Genomic DNA, 17,766 nt, shown 5'->3' with positions numbered 1-17,766 from the left:
GAGCGGCTTAGTTGCCCAGACACATCACCGCGTCGGCCTCAACCAGCGCGCCGCGCGGCAGTTCCTTGACACCGACAGCGGCACGGGCCGGAAAGGGCTCGCTGAAATAGCGGGCCATCGTTTCATTGACCTTGGCGAAGTGGCTCAGGTCAGTCAGGAATACGTTGAGCTTGACCACGTCAGCCAGCGAACCACCTGCTGCTTCAGCGACCGCCTTGAGATTTTCAAAAACGCGAACGATTTGCCCATCGATCCCGTCTACCATCTGCATGGAAGCAGGATCAAGCCCGATCTGCCCGGACATGTAAACGGTGTCACCGACGCGCACGGCTTGCGAATAGGTGCCGATGGCGGCCGGGGCGTTCGGGGTGGCGATAATGGTCTTGGCCATAAAATGCTTTCCTGTCTGTCAATTGCAAAACCCTATTTTAGCCTTGCTGACCCATGAACCCACGTATCGAATCCCTGGAAAAAATGCTCAACGGCCCACGCGACGGCGCCCTCCTCCGCTTCTCGCTCGGTAACGAATACCTCAAGGCCGGGGAGCCGGCCAAGGCGGCCAGCTCCTTCCAGGCCGCAGTCGACCGCGACAATCAGTACTCCGCCGCCTGGAAAGCCCTCGGCAAGGCACTGGCCGAAGCCGGCGACCCTCCCGGTGCGCTCGCCGCCTACGAGAAGGGCATCACGGTAGCCGAGGCCAAAGGGGATATTCAAGCGGCCAAGGAAATGACTGTGTTTGCCAAACGGATTCGCAAGACGCTGGCTGAATAAGCGGTATTTCTCATTCGCGAAAATTGAAGACTGTCTGCTTTGGATCAAACCCAGAAGTTCCGAATGGCATAATCTCTCCTTCAATGATCCATAACCGGAGGTTGCCATGAGGAAAATCATCAAACTGGGGCTGCTGCTTGGGCTCGTCGTCACCCTCAGTACCGGCTGTGCCGTCAACCGGGCGACAGGAAGCGTCGATCCATCGGCAAACCTGTCGTCGCTCAAGACGATGTATGTCAAGCAGGTGGACAAGGATGACAACACCTACAATCTGATCGCCGACAAACTGCGCAGCAAGGGCGTCACCGTCACTACCGGTAGCGGTGCCCCGACCTCCAATGTTGACGCCGTCGTCACCTACATCGACAAATGGATGTGGGATATCACCATGTACATGTTGGAACTGACCATCACCATCCGCGACCCGAAAACCGATTACCCGCTGGCCACCGGCAACTCCTTCCATACCTCGCTGACCCGCCTGTCCCCCAAGGAAATGGTCAACGAAGTGGTCGACAACATCTATAAGGGAGCGAAATAAATGTACCAACTCGCACCGTCACCCCGTGCCGTTTTGGCCATCGCCGCCATTGCCCTGTTTCTTGGCGGATGCGCCTCGCCAGCCGATCGTGGTGCCATGACGCCAAAGAACATTTCGATCAGCAAGCACTTCCCCCATAGCCTCGGTGTGCAGACCGGCGGTGGCGCCCAAACCGGCGCGATGGACAGCAGCAACATTTCCGATGCCGACCTGAAAGCGGCCATCGAGGATGCTGTCAGCCAGAGCAAGCTGTTCAAGACCATCGTCCAGGGCAGCAATGGTGACTACGAATTAAGTGTACGACTGACCACCCTTTCGAAGCCTCTCTTTGGGGCAACGTTTACTGTGGAAATGGAAACCGCCTGGTCACTGACAAAAACCAGCGATCGCTCGGTAGCTCTGCGCAAATCCGTCAAGTCCACCGGCGTGGCGACCATGGGTGAGGCCTTTGCCGGCGTGACACGACTGCGCATGGCGGTTGAAGCCGCGACCCGGAACAACATCGAGCAAGGTCTGAAGGCTATTGCCGAACTGAATCTCTAACGATTTGTTACACCTTCGCCCGGCATCGACGTATGCCGGACAGGGAGTGTCCGCGTTATTTGCTTAGGTAATCACCGGACACTTTCCCCCATGACCTACAAGCAAATGTTTCTCCGCCTTGGCCTCGCCACCATCCTGATCGGTAGCCTCGGTGCCTGCGCGGTCGCACCCTACCCGGCGGCTTATCACCGGGCACCGCCGGTCTATGTCCAGACTTATCCGGGATATGCCCAACCAAGCGGGACGATTTACTACAACTCGGCTCCCCGCTACTACGAAGACCGGGGCGGCAGATATTACGACGACCGCCGTTACAACACGGCGCCATCGCCGTCGCCCATGCAGTTACACCGCGACATCCGGCAAAGTCTTGGCCTGCCGCGTCCGAATCTGCCGGGTCTACCGTGAGCGCTTAATTCTTGCCCTTGGGCGGCACGAGAATGGTTTCGACGCCCAGTTCCTTGAGTTTGGCCTGAGCGGCCTCGGCCTCTTGCTTGGTCTTGAACGGACCGACCTGAACGCGCGTTTCGAGGGTCGATGCGACACCACTCAGGGTCAGCCGCGCATGCAGTTCCTCAGCACGCTGGACACTCGAGAAGACCCCCGCCTGCAACAGAAACCCTGAGAAAAGACGGGAGACTGCCGGGGCCGGGCGCGCGTCGACAGGGTGGCTTGCCACTTTCGGTGGCGGCGGCTCGGCTGGCGCCGCGGAACGTTGCGGCGGCAGAATGTTGGACGGTGCAGTCGTGGCTTCGGGGACTGGCGCTGGAACTGGAACTGGAACTGGAACTGGAACTGGAACTGGAACTGGAACTGCAACGGATGATGGCGCTGTCTTGTGGGCAACCGCCGGAGCTGATGATTTTGGCCGGGTTTCGACCAGTGCTTCCGGCCGTGCCTCAACCTTTGGCGGCGGCGGAGGCTCAACCGGAGTCTCGGCTTTTTCCGGCGCCGCAGCGGGCGGTGCCGGCGGGTTTTCGGCCGGCGTTACCGGCTGTGAGACGGCTTTTTTCGGGGCAACGGGAACCGGCTTGGTAAAGACCTGCTCTTCCGACTCGTCGGGGGCTGTCGCCAGATAGTCAAAGAAGGCCAGCACGCCGAGTAGTGCGGCAACCAGCACGCCAGCCACGGCCAGACGCGCCATCAGCTTGCTGCGAATTTCGCCAGCCCCGGCCTCGCCTTCGACCACATCCGTTTTATCGACCATCGCCACCCTCAACGCTCCTGACTTTTGGCCAGCGCCACGACCAGTTCAGCCTCGGCGCGGGCGATACCACAACGCTCGGCAATCGCCGCCGGATCGTAACCCGAAACAGCCAATTGCATTGCATCGCCATAAATGGGAGAAACCGTCTGGCTGGCCCGCAGATGGGCCAGTTCCTGCTGCATGTCGGCCCGCAGGGCAGCCAGTTCGCCACGAATGGCATCGACCTCGTCGCGCATCTGGGCGACTTCCTGCTCAAGACCACTGCGCAAGGTCTCTCCCGCCAACTCCTCGGAGGCCTGGGCCCAGTCGCCTTCGGCATCGTCGGCCGCCGGCGGCAAATCAATCGTCGGCGCCACCTGGGGTGCCGGCTCGGCAACCTGGGTGCGCTGACGCAGACGCAGCATGCGCACCAGCACGAAGACAATGTAGATGGCGACCAGCGTGATCAGAACGATCACGCCCTCGCGCAAACCCAGCGTCACGCCACCCAGTTCAAGCGCCGGCACAGTGGCCCCTGACCCGCCAGCTTAGAAACCCACCGAGTATTGGACACCGACGATGTGGGCACTGGCATCGTACTTGCCTTGAAGGGCAGGAAGCGCCACCGGGACGGTGGTCGCCGGCTGAGAAATGCTGGGGTCGATGACGTAAAGATAGGAGTATCCCAGATCAAATTTTCCATAAGTGCCAGCATTCCACTGAGCACCGAGCGACAGCCAAAGGCGATTGTTATCCGGCACACGGGCGGTGCGGTATTCATCACGAACCGGCGTACGATCAAAGGCAATCCCGAACTTGAGTTTGGCCTTGTCGGTCGCCTTGTAACCAGCGCCCCACGCGAAACGCCAGGAGTTTTCATACTTGAAGGGTTCGCTGGACAACAACAAACCATCGCTACTTCTCCGCACATCTAGGGACTGAAGGGAGTTCCAGCGCGTATATGACAAATCGCCCATGGCCTCCCAACGATCGGAAACCTGTTGCCAAACAGACAGAATGAAGGTGTCCGGCAACTTGACATCGGCATTAACCGGAAGGGCACCATTGAGGGTCCCCTCAAGTTTGTACTTGATGGCTGAACGATATGAAATACCAAGCCGCATCGCTGGCGACAGGGTAAACAACGCCCCGGCATTCCAACCCCAGGAGGTATCGTCAGCCTTGAGGATTGCACCCGTCTTGGTCAGTTCGCCCTCGATCGTCTGGTAATTCAAACCAAAACCAAGCGACACCTTGTCGGTAACCCGATAGGCCAGAGAAGGATTGATATTAACCGTCTTGATTTCAGATTTGAGGGCCCGCCCAGCACCGGCCCAACCGGCATCGTATTCCGTCGCCAAACCAAAAGGTGCCGAAATACCCAGGCCCAGGTACAGGTCTTTGCTCAGCTGTCCCGACAGATAGGCATTGGGCACTGCGGCCCAACCACCTGCATCGCCGCCCGACTTGACGCCGCTCGTGTCGCGGTATTCGTAACTCGGCCCGACCCCGGCAACGCCGACCGACAGCTGGATGCCATTGCCAAGCTGGGTCATCCCGGCCGGATTGTAGAAAATCGTGCTGGCATTGTCGGCCACGGCAGCGGAACCGGCGTAGGCATTGCCGAGGCCGCTGGCATTCTGCTCCATGAGCTGAAAGGCGCCAGCCGAAGCCATACCGGAAAAGGCCAGCAGCAACAGCGCCGGAACCGTACGCAGGATCATTTTATTCATTGGATTGCTCCCTTACAGGCGGGGTAATTGGATAACTACCGGATTTTAATCCATAAACGGCATATTTTCGGGCGGAACCTCGCGCTTCATTCCGGCGCTATCGATGGCCACGTAGGTCAGTTCGGCTTCAGTCACCTTGACGATGATTGGCGCAGCGTAATTTCGTTCGGCATAAACCTCGACCTTGACGGTGATCGACGTGTTTCCTACGCGCACGATTTCAGCGTAGAGACTGACAATATCGCCGACCGAAACCGGCTGTTTGAACAGAAAAGAATTGACCGAGACCGTGGCCACCCGGCCGCGCGCCCGGCGCATGGCAGGAATGGCACCGGCCACGTCAACCTGGGCCATGACCCAGCCACCGAAGACATCACCGTTCTGATTGAGGTCGGCCGGCATGGGTACGACGCGCAACGTGGAATGCTTGCTGGGGAGAGTAATGCGGTCGGCAGCCATGATTTATCCAAAATGTTAAATATGTGCGAATTTTCCCGGAAAGCGGGCAGTTTTCATATACTCACATAATTCATCGTCACCTCAAATCCAGTCAGGCTCCTGCATGCGTCGCGCCACCGCTCTTCCCAAACCGCCAGTCGGGCAAGCGTTGCCCGAAACCCACGTCTGGCTCACCCTGCGCACGCTCTTCCCCTACCTGTGGCGCTACCGCCTGCGCGTCCTCGCGGCGATGGGCTGCCTGATCGGTGCCAAAGTCGCAAACGTAGGCGTTCCGCTTGTTTTCAAGGACATGATCGATGGACTTTCGGGCGGCGAGCAACTGCTCGCCCTGCCGATTTTGCTGCTGATCCTCTACGGCACGCTGCGTTTTTCAACCGCCCTGTTCACCGAATTGCGCGAAATCCTCTTTGCCCGGGTCACCCAGCGGGCCGTCCGCCAGGTTTCGCTGGAAGTCTTTCGCCACCTCCATGCCCTGTCCCTGCGTTTCCATCTCGAGCGGCAGACCGGCGGTGTCTCGCGTGATATCGAACGCGGCAGCCGGTCGATCTCCAGCCTGATTTCCTACACGCTCTATTCGATCCTGCCGACTCTGGTCGAAATCGGGCTGGTCCTCGGTATTCTGTTCGTCAAGTACGACATGGGCTACGTGGTCATCACGCTGCTTTCACTCACCGCCTACATCGTCTTCACCATCAAGGTCAGCAACTGGCGCATCGATATCCGCCGCGCCGTCAATGAAAACGATTCCGCCGCCAACACCCGCGCCGTGGATAGCCTGCTCAACTACGAGACGGTCAAGTATTTCAACAATGAATCCTGGGAGGCCCGGCGCTACGACGAGCAACTGGTCAAATGGGAAGAAGCGGCAACGCGCAGCCAGACCACTCTGGCTTTCCTCAACCTCGGCCAGCAGGCGATCATTGCCCTCGGCGTCACGGCCATGATGTGGCGAGCCGCCAGCGGCGTCGTCGATGGCCGGATGACCATCGGCGATCTGGTGCTGGTCAATGCCTTCCTGATCCAGCTCTACATGCCGCTCAATTTCCTCGGCATCGTCTATCGCGAAATTCGGCAAGCACTCACCGACATCGAGCGGATGTTCAAGCTGCTCAACGAAAACCGGGAAATTGCCGATGCCGCCGATGCCCGCGACCTGCCAACAGGCCCCTTGCAGATCAATTTCGATGCTGTGGACTTCGCCTATGAGCCGAACCGCCAGATCCTGAAAAATCTCAGCTTTGCCATCCCCCCGGCAAAACCGTCGCCGTCGTTGGCCATTCGGGAGCCGGCAAGTCAACGCTGTCACGACTGCTCTATCGCTTCTACGACGTCACAGGCGGCGCCATCCAGGTCAATGGCCACGATCTGCGTACGCTCAGGCAAAGCAGTCTGCGCGCGGCGATCGGTATCGTCCCGCAGGATACCGTGCTGTTCAACGACACCATTTTCTACAACATCAACTACGGTCGGCCCGATGCCAGCCGTGAGGAAGTCTTTGCGGCAGCACGTGCCGCCCAGTTGCACGAATTCATCGAGTCGCTACCGCTCAAGTACGAAACCCGGGTTGGCGAGCGTGGCCTGAAACTGTCCGGTGGCGAAAAGCAACGGGTTGCCATTGCCCGAGCCCTCCTCAAGAACCCGCCCATCCTGATTTTCGACGAGGCCACCTCGGCCCTCGACTCGGCGACCGAACGTGCCATCCAGACCCAGCTTGAGCAGGTCGCCATTGGCCATACCACGCTGGTTATCGCCCATCGCCTGTCCACGGTCATGAATGCCGACGAAATCCTAGTCATGAACGAAGGCCGCATCATCGAGCGGGGAAGCCACGCAGCACTGCTTGCCGCCAATGGCAACTATGCCCGGATGTGGACGATGCAACAGCAGGAAAAGAATGAACAGGAGGAGGCTGCGCAGTGATCGCCATAGCGTCCCATCGCAATACTCGCCGAAAGCTGAACCGCGGCACCTGGTTGCTGCCGGTCGCCACCTTTTTGCTACTGGCCCTGTCCACGCTGGCTACCTGGCACTGGCAGTACCGCCTCCAGATTCAGGCAGAAGAGTTGACCAGCAACCAGGAAAGCGCGGCGATTACCGCCGAAATTCGCGAGCGCCTCAATCTGCACGGCCAGTTTCTCCGCTCATTACACGCCTTTGCTGGCGCAGCACCTAGCCATGACAAGGCAGTTTGGCGGCGCTTTGCCCGAAGTATCGAAGTCGACGGCAATCTGGCCGGGATGTTCGCCTTTGCCTATGCCCCAGCCCTCCACCTCAACACCCCGCATGTCGCCGCCCGCTCTGGCGACTTTCGATCTGACCGCCACGCCATTTTCCCGACCCCACTCCCCGGCGCCAGCCTCGCTGTTCCGCTCCGCTTCATCGCACCCGAATCACCGATTGTCGAGGCGATTCTCGGCTTTGACCTGCTCTCCGAAAAGGGCAGGCGCGACGCCATTCTCCGGTCCGCCCTGACTGGCGACATCGCCATGACGGCCCCCATCGAACTGCAAACCGACAAGGGCGCAAAGCGACCGGGTTTCCAGTTGGTTCAGGCAATTTTTGACGATCAATTCATCGCCAGCCAACCCGATTCGAACCAACGGAACTTCGCCGGGGTGGTCCTTACCGCTTATCGCTTCGACGAATTCATGGGCTCCTTCAAGCTGCCACTCAACAGTCGCTTCGCGATGCAGATTTTCGATGAGTCACTGTCCGCCGACGCCCCCGATAGTGCAGCACCGACATTGATCTACAGTTCTGATCCGGGCTACGATTTTTCCGCCTCGCCGCTCCTCCATCACGAGATCGATTTCGGGGGACGTAACTGGGTGCTTCACTTCCATGCTCAACGCACCAGCAACCCGGGATTTGACACCCCAGCCCTGATCCTCTACGGAGGGCTGCTCGGCAGTCTGCTCCTGGCCCTCCTGGTATATTACCTAACCAGCCATCGTGACCGAGCCGAACGTTACGCCCAAAGGCTGACCCGCGAACTCAGCGAGCACCGGGATCACCTGCAGGACCTGGTCAGCCAGCGCACAGCCAGTCTTGACGGTGCCCTGAAGCAAGCCAGAGCGGCCAGCCAGGCAAAATCCGAATTCCTCGCCAACATGTCGCACGAGTTGAATACGCCGATGCATGCGATTCTCGGCTTCGTTGAACTCGGTCTCAAGCGCACCAAGGATCTCAACGACCCGAAAATCACCCAGTATTTCGAGCGCATTGATCAGAGCGGTCAGCGACTTCTCTCGCTGATCGACGAGTTGCTCGACCTCTCGAAACTCGATGCCGGCCAGGTTGAATTGCACCCTCAAACCTTCGACGCCGAGCAACTGGTGCAGCAAGTTGGGGCGCAACTCGAACCGCTCCTGCTGTCCCGGCAATTGCGCCTGGACATCATCACCCAGACAACAGGGATAAAGCTCACGGCGGACATCAATCGAATTACCCAGGTCATCTGCAACCTGCTGTCGAATGCCATCAAGTTTTCCCCGGTTGGCGGGACAATACGGGTCGAACTGACCAGCGCCCTACTGCCGGCCGGTCGCCGGGCCGCGGATAGCGGCATGCAGTCTGCGCTGGCGTTGAGATTTATCGATCAGGGGGTAGGCATTCCCGAGGATGAACTGGAGTCCATTTTTGACAAGTTTGTCCAAAGCAGCGCCACCAAGAGTGGCGCTGGTGGAACCGGACTGGGCTTGGCGATTTGCCGGGGAATTGTTTCACAACACCGTGGTACGATTGTTGCGCACAACAATCCAGAGCAGGGCGCCTGTTTCGTCGTTACCCTGCCATTGAATTTCTGGATGGGGAAATCTACACAAAATGACTAAAACATGCGTCTTGTTGGTGGACGACGAGGAACTGAACCTGGAGATACTGGTTGAGTATTTCGACGGTGAAGAACCTTTCTCACTGCAAGCAGCCGATAGCGGCGAGGCCGCATGGGAACTGCTGCAAAATCCTGAAAACAACTTCAAACTGATTCTGCTTGACCGCATGATGCCCGGGCTTGATGGCATTGGGCTGCTCCGGCGCATCAAGGGAGATCCACGTCTGGCCGGCATTCCGGTCATCATGCAGACGGCGGCCAACTCACCCGAGCAGATTCGCGAAGGGCTCGAAGCCGGGGCCTACTACTACCTGACCAAGCCGTATCGCCGCGACAGCCTGCTCGCCATTGTTCATGCCGCCCTCAGCGATGCCAATGCCCGCAACGCGCTCAGCCAGCAGTTGCATCAACACATCAACTCGCTGCAATTTCTCGAAAAAGCTGAATTTACTATCCGCTCAGTCGAAGATGCAGGCCAGCTCGCCTCATTCATCGCACATGCCTGCCCGAACCCCGAAGCCGTGGTGATGGGAATTTCCGAACTGTTGATCAACGGGGTCGAACACGGCAACCTCGGCCTGACCTATGCCGAGAAAAGCCAGTTAAAGCAAGAAGACCGCTGGCACGAGGAAGTACTCCGTCGCGCCGCCATGCCCGAGAATGCAAGCAAGTCGGTTCGTTTGAGCTATCACCGCGACGGCGACTCTATCAGTCTTCGCATCGCCGATCAGGGATGTGGATTCGACTGGCGGAACTATCTCCAGATCGACCCAGAACGCGCCTTTGACCCGAATGGGCGGGGCATCGCCCTGGCCCGCATGTTGAGTTTCAGCAACCTCACATATGAAGGCTGCGGCAATATCGCCATAGCAACGATTTCCCGGCGCACCGAGGACACCCCAGGAGGTCAATCATGACTTCGCTGGCCAACAAGATGAAAGTGCTGGCGGTTGATGACAACCGCACCAATCTGCATATCCTGCAGGTGTTCCTGAAAAAGCTCGGGCATGAAGTCATCATTGCCGAGAATGGCGAGGAGGCGGTACGCAAGTTTGAAGCGGAATCACCCGACCTGGTCCTTCTCGACATCATGATGCCGGTCATGGATGGCTTCGAAGCGGCTCGTCGGATCAAGGCAATGGCTCGTGACCGATGGACACCGGTGATTTTTCTTTCGGCCCTGAACCGCGACGAGAATCTTGTCGAAGGTCTCGACGCCGGTGCCGATGACTACCTGACCAAGCCAATCAATTTCGTCGTGCTCGAAGCCAAGCTTCGTTCGATGCAACGCTCGCTGTCCATGCAGCAGGAGTCCATTGACTCCCTGCGCCGTGTCCAGGCGATTTCCGATAATGTGATTGATGCCATTGTCACCAGCAACGCGGAGGGTGTCATCGTCTCGGTTAACCAATCAACCGAGCGTATTTTCGGCTGGAGCACCGCGGAGCTCATCGGGAAAAATATGGGCTTGCTCGTCCCGGAACGCCCGACAACGGCCGATACATCCGTTGACGTTGCGTTCGGGCAGGAGTTGGAGCTGGAGGCGAGACACAAAAACGGTCATAGTTTCCCGGCGACCATCACTGTTTCTCAAGTCGTACTGGATAACCAGGCCATGAGTGTCGGCGTCATTCGCGATATCTCCGAACGCAAACGCACCGAACAAAAACTTCGTGAAAATGCGCGCCAGCTTCAGGACTATTACGACCAGACCCAAGCCGAACAGCATCTGGCCTTGCGTCTGATGGAAAAGCAATTGCACCGCAAAGGGCTACAGGATAACCGCCTGCGCTATACGGTGATTCCTGCAGAAAATTTCAGCGGCGATATCGTCGCTGCCAATCGCTCCCAGGAGGGGCTCTTCTATGCCTTGCTGGCGGACGCCACCGGACATGGCCTGACCGCCGCCATCAGCGTGCTACCCGTTCTGGCTCTGTTCTACAGAATGACCAAACTGAACCGGCCAATTCGCGAAATTGTTCTTGAACTGAACCACCAGCTCAAGGAATCGATGCCTATCGGACGTTTCGTCGCCGTTACCCTGGTCTGTCTCAATGAAGCCGAAAAGCAAGGCGACATCTGGGTCGGCGGCACGCCGGAAGCCTTCCTGTTCGATCGCTGGGGACGCGTCGCTACCACCTTCCCCTCGATCAATCTCCCCTTGGGCATCGTCGGCAACGACGAACTGGGCGGTGATCCACTGCACTTCAGCTGGTCCGATGAAAGCCAGTTGGTCCTGTGCTCGGATGGACTCCTTGAGGCAACCGATCCACTGGGTGTTCAGTTCGGCGTCGAGCGACTGATTGCAGCGACTGCCAATACGTCGCCTACGGATCGTTTTACCAAAATCGAAGCGGCGCTGGCCGGGCATCAGGGTACGGCCATAGCGAGCGACGATATTTCGTTGATGCTGATCGATTGCCCGTAAAGGGAAATTGAATTTGGAGACGAAAAAAAGGCCGGAATATCCGGCCTTTTTATTCACGGTACGTATTACGCAGCCGATTCTTCGATTTCCACAGCCTCGGTGGGCTCCGGACGATCAACCAGCTCGACGAAAGCCATCGGTGCGTTGTCGCCGACACGGAAGCCACACTTCAGGATGCGAAGGTAGCCACCCGGACGGGTTGCGTAACGCGGGCCGATTTCGGCGAACAGCTTGACCACGATATCGCGGTCGCGCAGACGGTCAAAAGCCAGACGCTTGTTAGCCAGCGTCGGGGTCTTGCCGAGGGTGATCATGGGCTCAACAACACGGCGCAGTTCCTTGGCCTTCGGCACGGTGGTCTTGATAGCCTCGTGCTTGAGCAGGGAAACGGTCATGTTGCGCAGCATCGCCAGGCGATGGCTGCTGGTGCGGTTCAGTTTGCGAAGTCCATTGCGGTGACGCATGGTTAATCCTTTCTATATTCTGCAGGCGTCCCTTGACTGCCCGGGAGGAAAAGGCTTACGCCTTTTCCAGACCGGCGGGCGGCCAGTTTTCCAGTTTCATGCCGAGTGTCAGACCGCGCGCGGCCAACACTTCCTTGATCTCATTCAGCGACTTGCGACCCAGATTCGGGGTCTTGAGAAGCTCATTCTCGGTACGCTGAATCAGATCGCCGATGTAGTAGATGTTCTCAGCCTTGAGGCAGTTCGCAGAACGAACCGTCAATTCGAGATCATCGACCGGACGGAGCAGAACCGGGTCAACCTGAGCCGGCTTGGAAGCCTCGGCGACCGGTGCGGTACCTTCCAGATCAGCGAAGACCGAAAGTTGTTCCATCAGCACGCGAGCAGCGTAACGGATAGCTTCTTCCGGTTCGACGACACCGTTCGTTTCGATATCGACGATCAGCTTGTCAAGGTCGGTACGCTGCTCGACGCGGGCGCTTTCGACCGCATAAGCAACGCGACGGATCGGGCTGAAAGATGCATCAAGCACCAGCTTGCCAATAGACTTGGCGTCGCCGAGATTGCGCATGTTGCCCGGTACGTAGCCACGACCCTTTTCGACCTTGATCTCCATGGACAGCTTGCCGCCCGCGGAGAGGTGAGCGATGACGTGTTCAGGGTTGATGATTTCCACATCGTGCGGCAATTCGATATCGCCAGCACGAACGGGGCCTTCACCTTCCTTGGTCAGCTTCAGGTTAACCACATCGCGATTGTGCAGCTTGAACACAATACCCTTGAGGTTGAGAAGGATGTCGACGACATCTTCCTGCACGCCATCAATGGTCGAGTACTCATGAAGAACACCATCGATACCCACCTCGGTCGGTGCGTAACCAACCATCGAGGAGAGCAGAATGCGACGCAGCGCGTTGCCAAGCGTATGGCCATAACCGCGTTCAAACGGTTCCATGACCACTTTGGCCTGCACGGGCGAAACGCTCTGCACGTCGATGATACGGGGTTTTAGAAGTCCACTGCTTTGCATGGGCTAGATCCTCTGCTCAGTGCTTACTTCGAGTAAAGTTCGATGACGAGACCTTCATTCAGGGTCGCCGGCAGTTCAGAGCGCTGCGGCATGGCCTTGAATGTGCCCTTGCCTTCCTTGACATCCACCGAAATCCACTCGGGGAAACCGCGGGACTCAGCAGCTTCCAGTGCAGCCTTGCAACGCAGGGATGCGCGGGCACGGTCGGTCAGCTGGACAACATCACCCGGCTTGACGATAAAGGAAGGAATATTGCAGCGCTTGCCGTTAACCAGAACGCCGTTGTGGCGAACGATCTGACGGGACTCGGTGCGGGAAGCACCAAAACCCATACGGTAAGCGACGGAATCAAGGCGAGCTTCGAGCAATTGCAGCAGGTTTTCACCGGTCTGGCCCTTGCGACGGTCAGCTTCAGCAAAGGTCTTGCGGAACTGGCCTTCAAGGACGCCGTAAACACGACGAATCTTCTGCTTGGCACGGAGGTGGACGCCATAGTCGGACAGACGGGCGCCAGACTTCTGGCCATGCTGGCCAGGAGCGTACGAACGACGCTCGATGGCACACTTATCGGTAAAACACTTTTCGCCCTTCAGGAACAGCTTTTCGCCTTCGCGGCGGCACTGACGGCATTTCGGATCGAGATTACGAGCCACTTGTCTTTCTCCTTAGATGCGGCGCTTTTTGGGCGGACGGCAACCGTTATGCGGCACCGGCGTCACGTCGGAAATCGCGGTGATCTTCATGCCCAGCGCGTTGAGGGCGCGGACAGAGGATTCACGACCAGGACCGGGGCCCTTGATGCGAACTTCCAGATTCTTGACGCCACATTCCTGAGCAGCCTTGCCGGCAGCTTCAGCAGCAACCTGAGCGGCGAACGGGGTGGACTTACGCGAACCGCGGAAGCCGGCACCACCGGACGTTGCCCAGGACAGCGCATTGCCCTGGCGATCGGTAATGGTGATGATGGTGTTATTGAACGAAGCGTGGATGTGGGCGATGCCCTCAGCAACGTTCTTTTTAACCTTTTTGCGAACTTTGGTAGCAGTCTTTGCCATGTTCTGTCCCTATTACTTCTTGCCAGCGATGGCCTTGCGCGGACCCTTGCGAGTACGAGCATTGGTACGGGTGCGCTGACCACGGCAAGGCAAGCCCTTGCGATGGCGAAGGCCACGGTAGCAACCGAGGTCCATCAGACGCTTGATATTCATTGTGACTTCGCGACGCAGATCACCTTCTACGGTGAATTTGCCGACTTCGTCACGCAGACGATCCATGTCCGCATCGGACAGGTCCTTCATTTTGGTAGAACGAACGATGCCGGCCGCGTCACAAATCTTTTGTGCGCGGGTACGGCCGATGCCGAAAATCGCGGTCAAAGCGATTTCTGCATGCTGATGGTTCGGAATGTTTACCCCTGCGATACGGGCCATCGAATCACTCCACTATTTCAAAATTAACAAATGCCGACACCAGAGCCATTAGCCCTGGCGCTGCTTGTGACGCGGGTCCTTGCAAATGACGCGCACGACACCCTTGCGACGGATGACTTTGCAATTGCGACACACGCGCTTCACTGAAGGTTGCACTTTCATGTTTAACTCCTCGTCTGCGAGAGCTTGGAAGCAGCCGTGATTCCTTGCCCTGCGGTTTATTGCGTAGAGAACTCTTTTACTTGACCCGGAAAACGATCCGGGCCTTGCTTAAATCATACGGCGTCAATTGCACGGTCACTTTGTCACCAGGAAGAATTCGGATGTAGTGCATCCGCATTTTTCCGGAAATGAACCCATGAACAATATGGCCATTTTCCAACCGGACCTTGAAGGTCGCGTTTGGGAGGTTTTCAACAACCTCCCCTTGCATTTCGATGTAATCCTCTTTTGCCATAAGCGATTACTTGATCATCGGCGCGCCTTTGAAATTTGCCTTCTTCAGCAAGCTTTCATACTGGTGCGACATCACGTACGCCTGCACCTGGGACATGAAGTCCATGGTCACGACGACGATAATCAACAGAGAGGTACCCCCGAAGTAGAACGGCACATTCCACTTCAGAATCAAAAATTCCGGTAACAAACAGACGACAGTAATGTAAGCCGCCCCGATCAGCGTCAAGCGCATCAAGATCTTGTCGATATAGCGCGCCGTCTGCTCACCCGGACGGATGCCGGGAACAAAAGCACCGCTCTTCTTCAGGTTGTCGGCGGTTTCCTTGGAATTGAACACAAGGGCCGTGTAGAAGAAACAGAAAAACACGATCGCCGAGGCGTACAGCATGACGTAAATCGGCTGTCCGGGCGACAAGGTGCCGGCGACATCCTTCAACCAGTGCATCGACTCGCTGGCGCCAAACCAGTTGGCGACCGTAGCCGGGAACAGGATGATCGAGGAAGCGAAGATCGGCGGAATAACACCGGACATGTTCAGCTTGAGGGGCAGATGCGAGCTCTGACCGCCATAAATCTTGTTGCCAACCTGGCGCTTGGCGTAATTAACCAGAATCTTCCGCTGGCCCCGTTCGACGAAGACCACGAAGGCGGTGACGACCACGACCAGAACACAGATGATCAGTGCCGTCAGCGGGTGCATGGCACCAGTGCGAACCAGCTCGAGCAAGCCACCAATAGCGTTCGGCAGCCCGGCAGCGATACCGGCGAAAATAATGATCGAGATACCATTGCCCAGACCGCGCTCGGTGATCTGCTCACCCAGCCACATCAGGAACATCGTGCCGGTCAGCAGGGTCGATACCGTAGTCAGTCGGAACATGAAGCCCGGATCGTTAACCAGCCCAGCCTGCGCTTCAAGTGCCACCGCGATACCCAGCCCCTGGAACAGGGCAAGAATAACGGTGCCGTAGCGCGTGTATTGCGTAATCTTGCGACGTCCGGCCTCACCCTCTTTTTTAAGGGCTTCCAGCTGCGGACTGGCGACACTCATCAGTTGCATGATGATCGAGGCCGAAATGTACGGCATGATCCCCAATGCAAAAATGGTGAATCGCGACAAGGCACCACCCGAGAACATGTTGAACATGCCCAGGATGCCGCCCTGTTGCGAATTGAAGAGATCGGCCAGCGCGTTGGGGTCAATCCCAGGAACCGGAATGTGGGCGCCGATGCGATACACAACGAGCGCGCCAAGCAGGAACCAGAGCCGGCGCTTGAGATCGCCGAACTTGCCACCCTTGCCAACGGTATTGGGATTTGCTGCCAACGTTCTAACCTTTCCCTGTCTTACTCAGCGACGACGACGGAGCCGCCAGCGGCTTCAATTGCAGCCTTGGCACCCTTGGTCGCGCCCACACCCTTGAGGATAACCTTGCGAGCGATGGCGCCCGAAAGGATGACCTTGGCGGAGAGAGCATCACCCGGAACGATACCGGCGACTTGCAGGGCGAGGAGATCAATCTCTTCAACCGGCAGACGCTCGAGATCGGTCAGGCGGACTTCGTAGTTACGGGCACGCGTCAGCGAGTTGAAACCGCGCTTCGGCAAGCGACGCTGCAAAGGCATTTGACCGCCTTCGAAACCAACCTTGTGGAAACCGCCCGAACGGGACTTCTGACCCTTGTGGCCACGGCCACAGGTCTTGCCGAGGCCGGAACCGATGCCACGACCGACGCGCTTGGCGGCCTTCTTGGAGCCTTCACCCGGCTTGATGGTATTCAGACGCATGGCTTAACCCTCAACCTTGACGAGATACTGAACCTTCTGGATCATGCCGCGAACACACGGCGTATCCACCAGTTCAGAGGTGCTGTTCAGCTTGCGCAGACCCAGACCACGCACGGTGGCGCGGTGGTCCTGCTTGGTGCCGATGATGCTCTTGACGAGCTTCACTGTGATTTTCTTGTCAGCCATGACTTACCCCAGAACCCGTTCGATCGGAAGACCACGCTTGGCGGCAATTTCCGACGGCGTATTGACCTTCGACAGACCGTCGATGGTGGCACGCACGATGTTGTAAGGATTGGTCGAGCCGTGAGCCTTGGCCACCACGTTGGTCACACCGACAACTTCGAAGACAGCGCGCATGGCGCCGCCGGCGATGATGCCCGTACCTTCCGGTGCCGGCTGGATCATCACGGTCGTGGCGCCGTGACGGCCCATGACGGTGTGATGAACGGTGCCGTTCTTCAGGCTGACCTTGGCCATCTTGCGACGGGCCTCTTCCATTGCCTTCTGAGCAGCAACGGGCACTTCGCGGGACTTGCCCTTGCCCATGCCGATGCCGCCATCGCCGTCACCAACGACGGTCAGGGCTGCGAAACCGAGGATTCGGCCGCCCTTAACCACCTTGGTAACGCGATTGACCGCGACCATCTTTTCGCGCATGCCGTCATCACGCTCTTCAGCTTGCTGCGGCTTCTTGTTTCTTTCAGGTTTAGCCATTTTCTAACCTTATCCTTTCGCGGCGATCAGAACTTCAGACCGGCTTCACGCGCGGCTTCCGCCAGCGCCTGAACCCGACCGTGGTACTGAAGACCGGAACGATCGAAAGCCACTTGCTCAATGCCGGCGGCCTTGGCGCGCTCGGCAATCAGCTTGCCCACCGAAGTGGCAGCAGCCTTGTTACCGCCGTTCGGAACGTCATTACGAACGTCCTTGTCCAGCGTGGAAGCCGAAGCCAGAACCTTGCCGCCACAGGGCGAAATGATCTGAGCATAGATGTGCTGGTTCGTGCGATTGACGCACAGACGCACAGCCTTGAGTTCGGCGATTTTGGCCCGGGTTTGGCGGGAACGGCGCAGACGCGCTTGTTTCTTATTAAACATAT

The 17,766-nt window shown here is 57.9% G+C and carries 24 protein-coding genes and 1 pseudogene; 8 read left to right on the top strand and 17 right to left on the bottom strand.

Features of this window, described 5'->3' with window-relative positions; translation table 11 throughout:
• Positions 1–7 precede the first annotated feature (7 nt).
• A complete protein-coding gene (locus HYN24_RS01795; RefSeq protein ID WP_117607679.1) occupies positions 8–391 on the bottom strand; it encodes a RidA family protein in 384 nt (127 codons plus the stop codon).
• A gap of 53 nt (positions 392–444) precedes the next feature.
• Here HYN24_RS01795 and HYN24_RS01790 point away from each other — a divergent pair, with 53 nt between their 5' ends.
• The 4 genes from HYN24_RS01790 to HYN24_RS01775 all read left to right on the top strand — a co-directional run bounded on the left by HYN24_RS01790 (position 445) and on the right by HYN24_RS01775 (position 2,263).
• The gene (locus HYN24_RS01790; protein WP_117607678.1) at positions 445–771 is read left to right on the top strand and encodes a tetratricopeptide repeat protein; all 327 of its coding nucleotides are present in this window, start codon (positions 445–447) and stop codon (positions 769–771) included.
• A 106-nt stretch (positions 772–877) separates the two neighbouring features.
• Entirely contained in the window at positions 878–1,312 is a 435-nt protein-coding gene (locus tag HYN24_RS01785) for a hypothetical protein (protein ID WP_117607677.1), read from the top strand.
• Positions 1,313–1,855: a hypothetical protein gene (locus HYN24_RS01780; RefSeq protein WP_117607676.1), complete on the top strand. Its 543-nt coding sequence runs from the start codon at positions 1,313–1,315 to the stop codon at positions 1,853–1,855.
• Positions 1,856–1,945: 90 nt separating this feature from the next.
• A complete protein-coding gene (locus HYN24_RS01775; protein WP_117607675.1) occupies positions 1,946–2,263 on the top strand; it encodes a hypothetical protein in 318 nt (105 codons plus the stop codon).
• 4 nt (positions 2,264–2,267) lie between these two features.
• Here HYN24_RS01775 and HYN24_RS01770 read toward each other — a convergent pair whose 3' ends face one another.
• The 4 genes from HYN24_RS01770 to HYN24_RS01755 are packed head-to-tail and all read right to left on the bottom strand — an operon-like array spanning position 2,268 to position 5,233.
• Positions 2,268–3,062, bottom strand: a complete 795-nt coding sequence (locus HYN24_RS01770; protein WP_117607674.1) for an SPOR domain-containing protein — start codon at positions 3,060–3,062, stop codon at positions 2,268–2,270.
• 8 nt (positions 3,063–3,070) lie between these two features.
• Positions 3,071–3,568 (bottom strand): DUF2802 domain-containing protein, encoded by a 498-nt coding sequence (locus tag HYN24_RS01765; RefSeq protein WP_117607673.1) that lies wholly within the window; start codon positions 3,566–3,568, stop codon positions 3,071–3,073.
• Between the two features lie 21 nt (positions 3,569–3,589).
• Positions 3,590–4,774, bottom strand: coding sequence for an OmpP1/FadL family transporter (locus tag HYN24_RS01760; RefSeq protein WP_117607672.1), 1,185 nt, complete (start codon positions 4,772–4,774; stop codon positions 3,590–3,592).
• A gap of 45 nt (positions 4,775–4,819) precedes the next feature.
• The gene (locus HYN24_RS01755; protein ID WP_117607671.1) at positions 4,820–5,233 is read right to left on the bottom strand and encodes an acyl-CoA thioesterase; all 414 of its coding nucleotides are present in this window, start codon (positions 5,231–5,233) and stop codon (positions 4,820–4,822) included.
• A gap of 103 nt (positions 5,234–5,336) precedes the next feature.
• On the opposite strand from HYN24_RS01755, the pseudogene HYN24_RS01750 reads away from it, so the two are divergent.
• From HYN24_RS01750 to HYN24_RS01735, 4 genes and pseudogenes are all read left to right on the top strand, one after another.
• Positions 5,337–7,153, top strand: a pseudogene (locus HYN24_RS01750) (ABC transporter ATP-binding protein/permease).
• A complete protein-coding gene (locus HYN24_RS01745) occupies positions 7,150–9,066 on the top strand; it encodes an ATP-binding protein (protein WP_117607670.1) in 1,917 nt (638 codons plus the stop codon). The pseudogene HYN24_RS01750 and the gene HYN24_RS01745 overlap by 4 nt, the downstream one beginning before the upstream one ends.
• A complete protein-coding gene (locus tag HYN24_RS01740; RefSeq protein ID WP_117607669.1) occupies positions 9,059–9,982 on the top strand; it encodes a response regulator in 924 nt (307 codons plus the stop codon). Before HYN24_RS01745 ends, HYN24_RS01740 begins: the two co-directional genes overlap by 8 nt.
• The gene (locus HYN24_RS01735; RefSeq protein WP_117607668.1) at positions 9,979–11,493 is read left to right on the top strand and encodes a response regulator; all 1,515 of its coding nucleotides are present in this window, start codon (positions 9,979–9,981) and stop codon (positions 11,491–11,493) included. Before HYN24_RS01740 ends, HYN24_RS01735 begins: the two co-directional genes overlap by 4 nt.
• Before the next feature lie 65 nt (positions 11,494–11,558).
• Here HYN24_RS01735 and rplQ read toward each other — a convergent pair whose 3' ends face one another.
• From rplQ to rplR, 12 genes are all read right to left on the bottom strand, one after another.
• Positions 11,559–11,957, bottom strand: coding sequence for a 50S ribosomal protein L17 (gene rplQ, locus HYN24_RS01730; RefSeq protein WP_117607667.1), 399 nt, complete (start codon positions 11,955–11,957; stop codon positions 11,559–11,561).
• Positions 11,958–12,012: 55 nt separating this feature from the next.
• On the bottom strand, positions 12,013–12,987 hold the full coding sequence (gene rpoA, locus HYN24_RS01725) for a DNA-directed RNA polymerase subunit alpha (RefSeq protein WP_117607666.1): 975 nt from the start codon (positions 12,985–12,987) through the stop codon (positions 12,013–12,015).
• Positions 12,988–13,010: 23 nt separating this feature from the next.
• Entirely contained in the window at positions 13,011–13,640 is a 630-nt protein-coding gene (gene rpsD, locus HYN24_RS01720) for a 30S ribosomal protein S4 (protein ID WP_117607665.1), read from the bottom strand.
• Positions 13,641–13,652: 12 nt separating this feature from the next.
• Positions 13,653–14,042 (bottom strand): 30S ribosomal protein S11, encoded by a 390-nt coding sequence (rpsK, locus tag HYN24_RS01715; RefSeq protein WP_066880003.1) that lies wholly within the window; start codon positions 14,040–14,042, stop codon positions 13,653–13,655.
• 12 nt (positions 14,043–14,054) lie between these two features.
• Positions 14,055–14,417, bottom strand: a complete 363-nt coding sequence (gene rpsM, locus HYN24_RS01710; RefSeq protein ID WP_117607664.1) for a 30S ribosomal protein S13 — start codon at positions 14,415–14,417, stop codon at positions 14,055–14,057.
• A 48-nt stretch (positions 14,418–14,465) separates the two neighbouring features.
• Complete coding sequence (gene rpmJ, locus HYN24_RS01705; protein WP_028994206.1) at positions 14,466–14,579, bottom strand: 50S ribosomal protein L36; 114 nt, start codon at positions 14,577–14,579, stop codon at positions 14,466–14,468.
• A 76-nt stretch (positions 14,580–14,655) separates the two neighbouring features.
• Positions 14,656–14,874 (bottom strand): translation initiation factor IF-1, encoded by a 219-nt coding sequence (gene infA / locus HYN24_RS01700; RefSeq protein ID WP_117607663.1) that lies wholly within the window; start codon positions 14,872–14,874, stop codon positions 14,656–14,658.
• A 6-nt stretch (positions 14,875–14,880) separates the two neighbouring features.
• Complete coding sequence (gene secY / locus HYN24_RS01695) at positions 14,881–16,203, bottom strand: preprotein translocase subunit SecY (protein ID WP_117607662.1); 1,323 nt, start codon at positions 16,201–16,203, stop codon at positions 14,881–14,883.
• A 20-nt stretch (positions 16,204–16,223) separates the two neighbouring features.
• Positions 16,224–16,664, bottom strand: a complete 441-nt coding sequence (rplO, locus tag HYN24_RS01690; RefSeq protein WP_117607661.1) for a 50S ribosomal protein L15 — start codon at positions 16,662–16,664, stop codon at positions 16,224–16,226.
• 3 nt (positions 16,665–16,667) lie between these two features.
• Complete coding sequence (gene rpmD, locus HYN24_RS01685; RefSeq protein WP_117607660.1) at positions 16,668–16,850, bottom strand: 50S ribosomal protein L30; 183 nt, start codon at positions 16,848–16,850, stop codon at positions 16,668–16,670.
• 3 nt (positions 16,851–16,853) lie between these two features.
• Positions 16,854–17,381 (bottom strand): 30S ribosomal protein S5, encoded by a 528-nt coding sequence (gene rpsE, locus HYN24_RS01680; protein ID WP_117607659.1) that lies wholly within the window; start codon positions 17,379–17,381, stop codon positions 16,854–16,856.
• Positions 17,382–17,407: 26 nt separating this feature from the next.
• Positions 17,408–17,764 (bottom strand): 50S ribosomal protein L18, encoded by a 357-nt coding sequence (gene rplR, locus HYN24_RS01675; RefSeq protein WP_117607658.1) that lies wholly within the window; start codon positions 17,762–17,764, stop codon positions 17,408–17,410.
• Positions 17,765–17,766: the final 2 nt, after the last annotated feature.

Origin of the sequence: Dechloromonas sp. HYN0024, assembly GCF_003441615.1 — a bacterium.
Lineage (GTDB): Bacteria > Pseudomonadota > Gammaproteobacteria > Burkholderiales > Rhodocyclaceae > Azonexus.
The sequence above is the reverse complement of the archived record's forward strand: the minus strand, read 5'-3'. Positions and strand labels throughout refer to the sequence as shown.

Excerpts from the sequence above, each read along its gene's own strand:
- rpmJ (WP_028994206.1), bottom strand. The coding sequence starts at position 14,579 with ATGAAAGTGCAACCTTCAGTGAAGCGCGTGTGTCGCAATTGCAAAGTC.
- HYN24_RS01755 (WP_117607671.1), bottom strand. The coding sequence starts at position 5,233 with ATGGCTGCCGACCGCATTACTCTCCCCAGCAAGCATTCCACGTTGCGC.
- infA (WP_117607663.1), bottom strand. The coding sequence starts at position 14,874 with ATGGCAAAAGAGGATTACATCGAAATGCAAGGGGAGGTTGTTGAAAAC.
- HYN24_RS01735 (WP_117607668.1), top strand. The coding sequence starts at position 9,979 with ATGACTTCGCTGGCCAACAAGATGAAAGTGCTGGCGGTTGATGACAAC.
- HYN24_RS01775 (WP_117607675.1), top strand. The coding sequence starts at position 1,946 with ATGACCTACAAGCAAATGTTTCTCCGCCTTGGCCTCGCCACCATCCTG.
- rpoA (WP_117607666.1), bottom strand. The coding sequence starts at position 12,987 with ATGCAAAGCAGTGGACTTCTAAAACCCCGTATCATCGACGTGCAGAGC.
- rplR (WP_117607658.1), bottom strand. The coding sequence starts at position 17,764 with ATGTTTAATAAGAAACAAGCGCGTCTGCGCCGTTCCCGCCAAACCCGG.
- rpsE (WP_117607659.1), bottom strand. The coding sequence starts at position 17,381 with ATGGCTAAACCTGAAAGAAACAAGAAGCCGCAGCAAGCTGAAGAGCGT.
- rplQ (WP_117607667.1), bottom strand. The coding sequence starts at position 11,957 with ATGCGTCACCGCAATGGACTTCGCAAACTGAACCGCACCAGCAGCCAT.
- rpsK (WP_066880003.1), bottom strand. The coding sequence starts at position 14,042 with ATGGCAAAGACTGCTACCAAAGTTCGCAAAAAGGTTAAAAAGAACGTT.
- HYN24_RS01790 (WP_117607678.1), top strand. The coding sequence starts at position 445 with ATGAACCCACGTATCGAATCCCTGGAAAAAATGCTCAACGGCCCACGC.
- HYN24_RS01795 (WP_117607679.1), bottom strand. The coding sequence starts at position 391 with ATGGCCAAGACCATTATCGCCACCCCGAACGCCCCGGCCGCCATCGGC.
- rpsM (WP_117607664.1), bottom strand. The coding sequence starts at position 14,417 with ATGGCCCGTATCGCAGGGGTAAACATTCCGAACCATCAGCATGCAGAA.
- rpmD (WP_117607660.1), bottom strand. The coding sequence starts at position 16,850 with ATGGCTGACAAGAAAATCACAGTGAAGCTCGTCAAGAGCATCATCGGC.
- HYN24_RS01780 (WP_117607676.1), top strand. The coding sequence starts at position 1,313 with ATGTACCAACTCGCACCGTCACCCCGTGCCGTTTTGGCCATCGCCGCC.
- HYN24_RS01760 (WP_117607672.1), bottom strand. The coding sequence starts at position 4,774 with ATGAATAAAATGATCCTGCGTACGGTTCCGGCGCTGTTGCTGCTGGCC.
- HYN24_RS01770 (WP_117607674.1), bottom strand. The coding sequence starts at position 3,062 with ATGGTCGATAAAACGGATGTGGTCGAAGGCGAGGCCGGGGCTGGCGAA.
- HYN24_RS01740 (WP_117607669.1), top strand. The coding sequence starts at position 9,059 with ATGACTAAAACATGCGTCTTGTTGGTGGACGACGAGGAACTGAACCTG.
- rplO (WP_117607661.1), bottom strand. The coding sequence starts at position 16,664 with ATGCGTCTGAATACCATCAAGCCGGGTGAAGGCTCCAAGAAGGCCGCC.
- HYN24_RS01785 (WP_117607677.1), top strand. The coding sequence starts at position 878 with ATGAGGAAAATCATCAAACTGGGGCTGCTGCTTGGGCTCGTCGTCACC.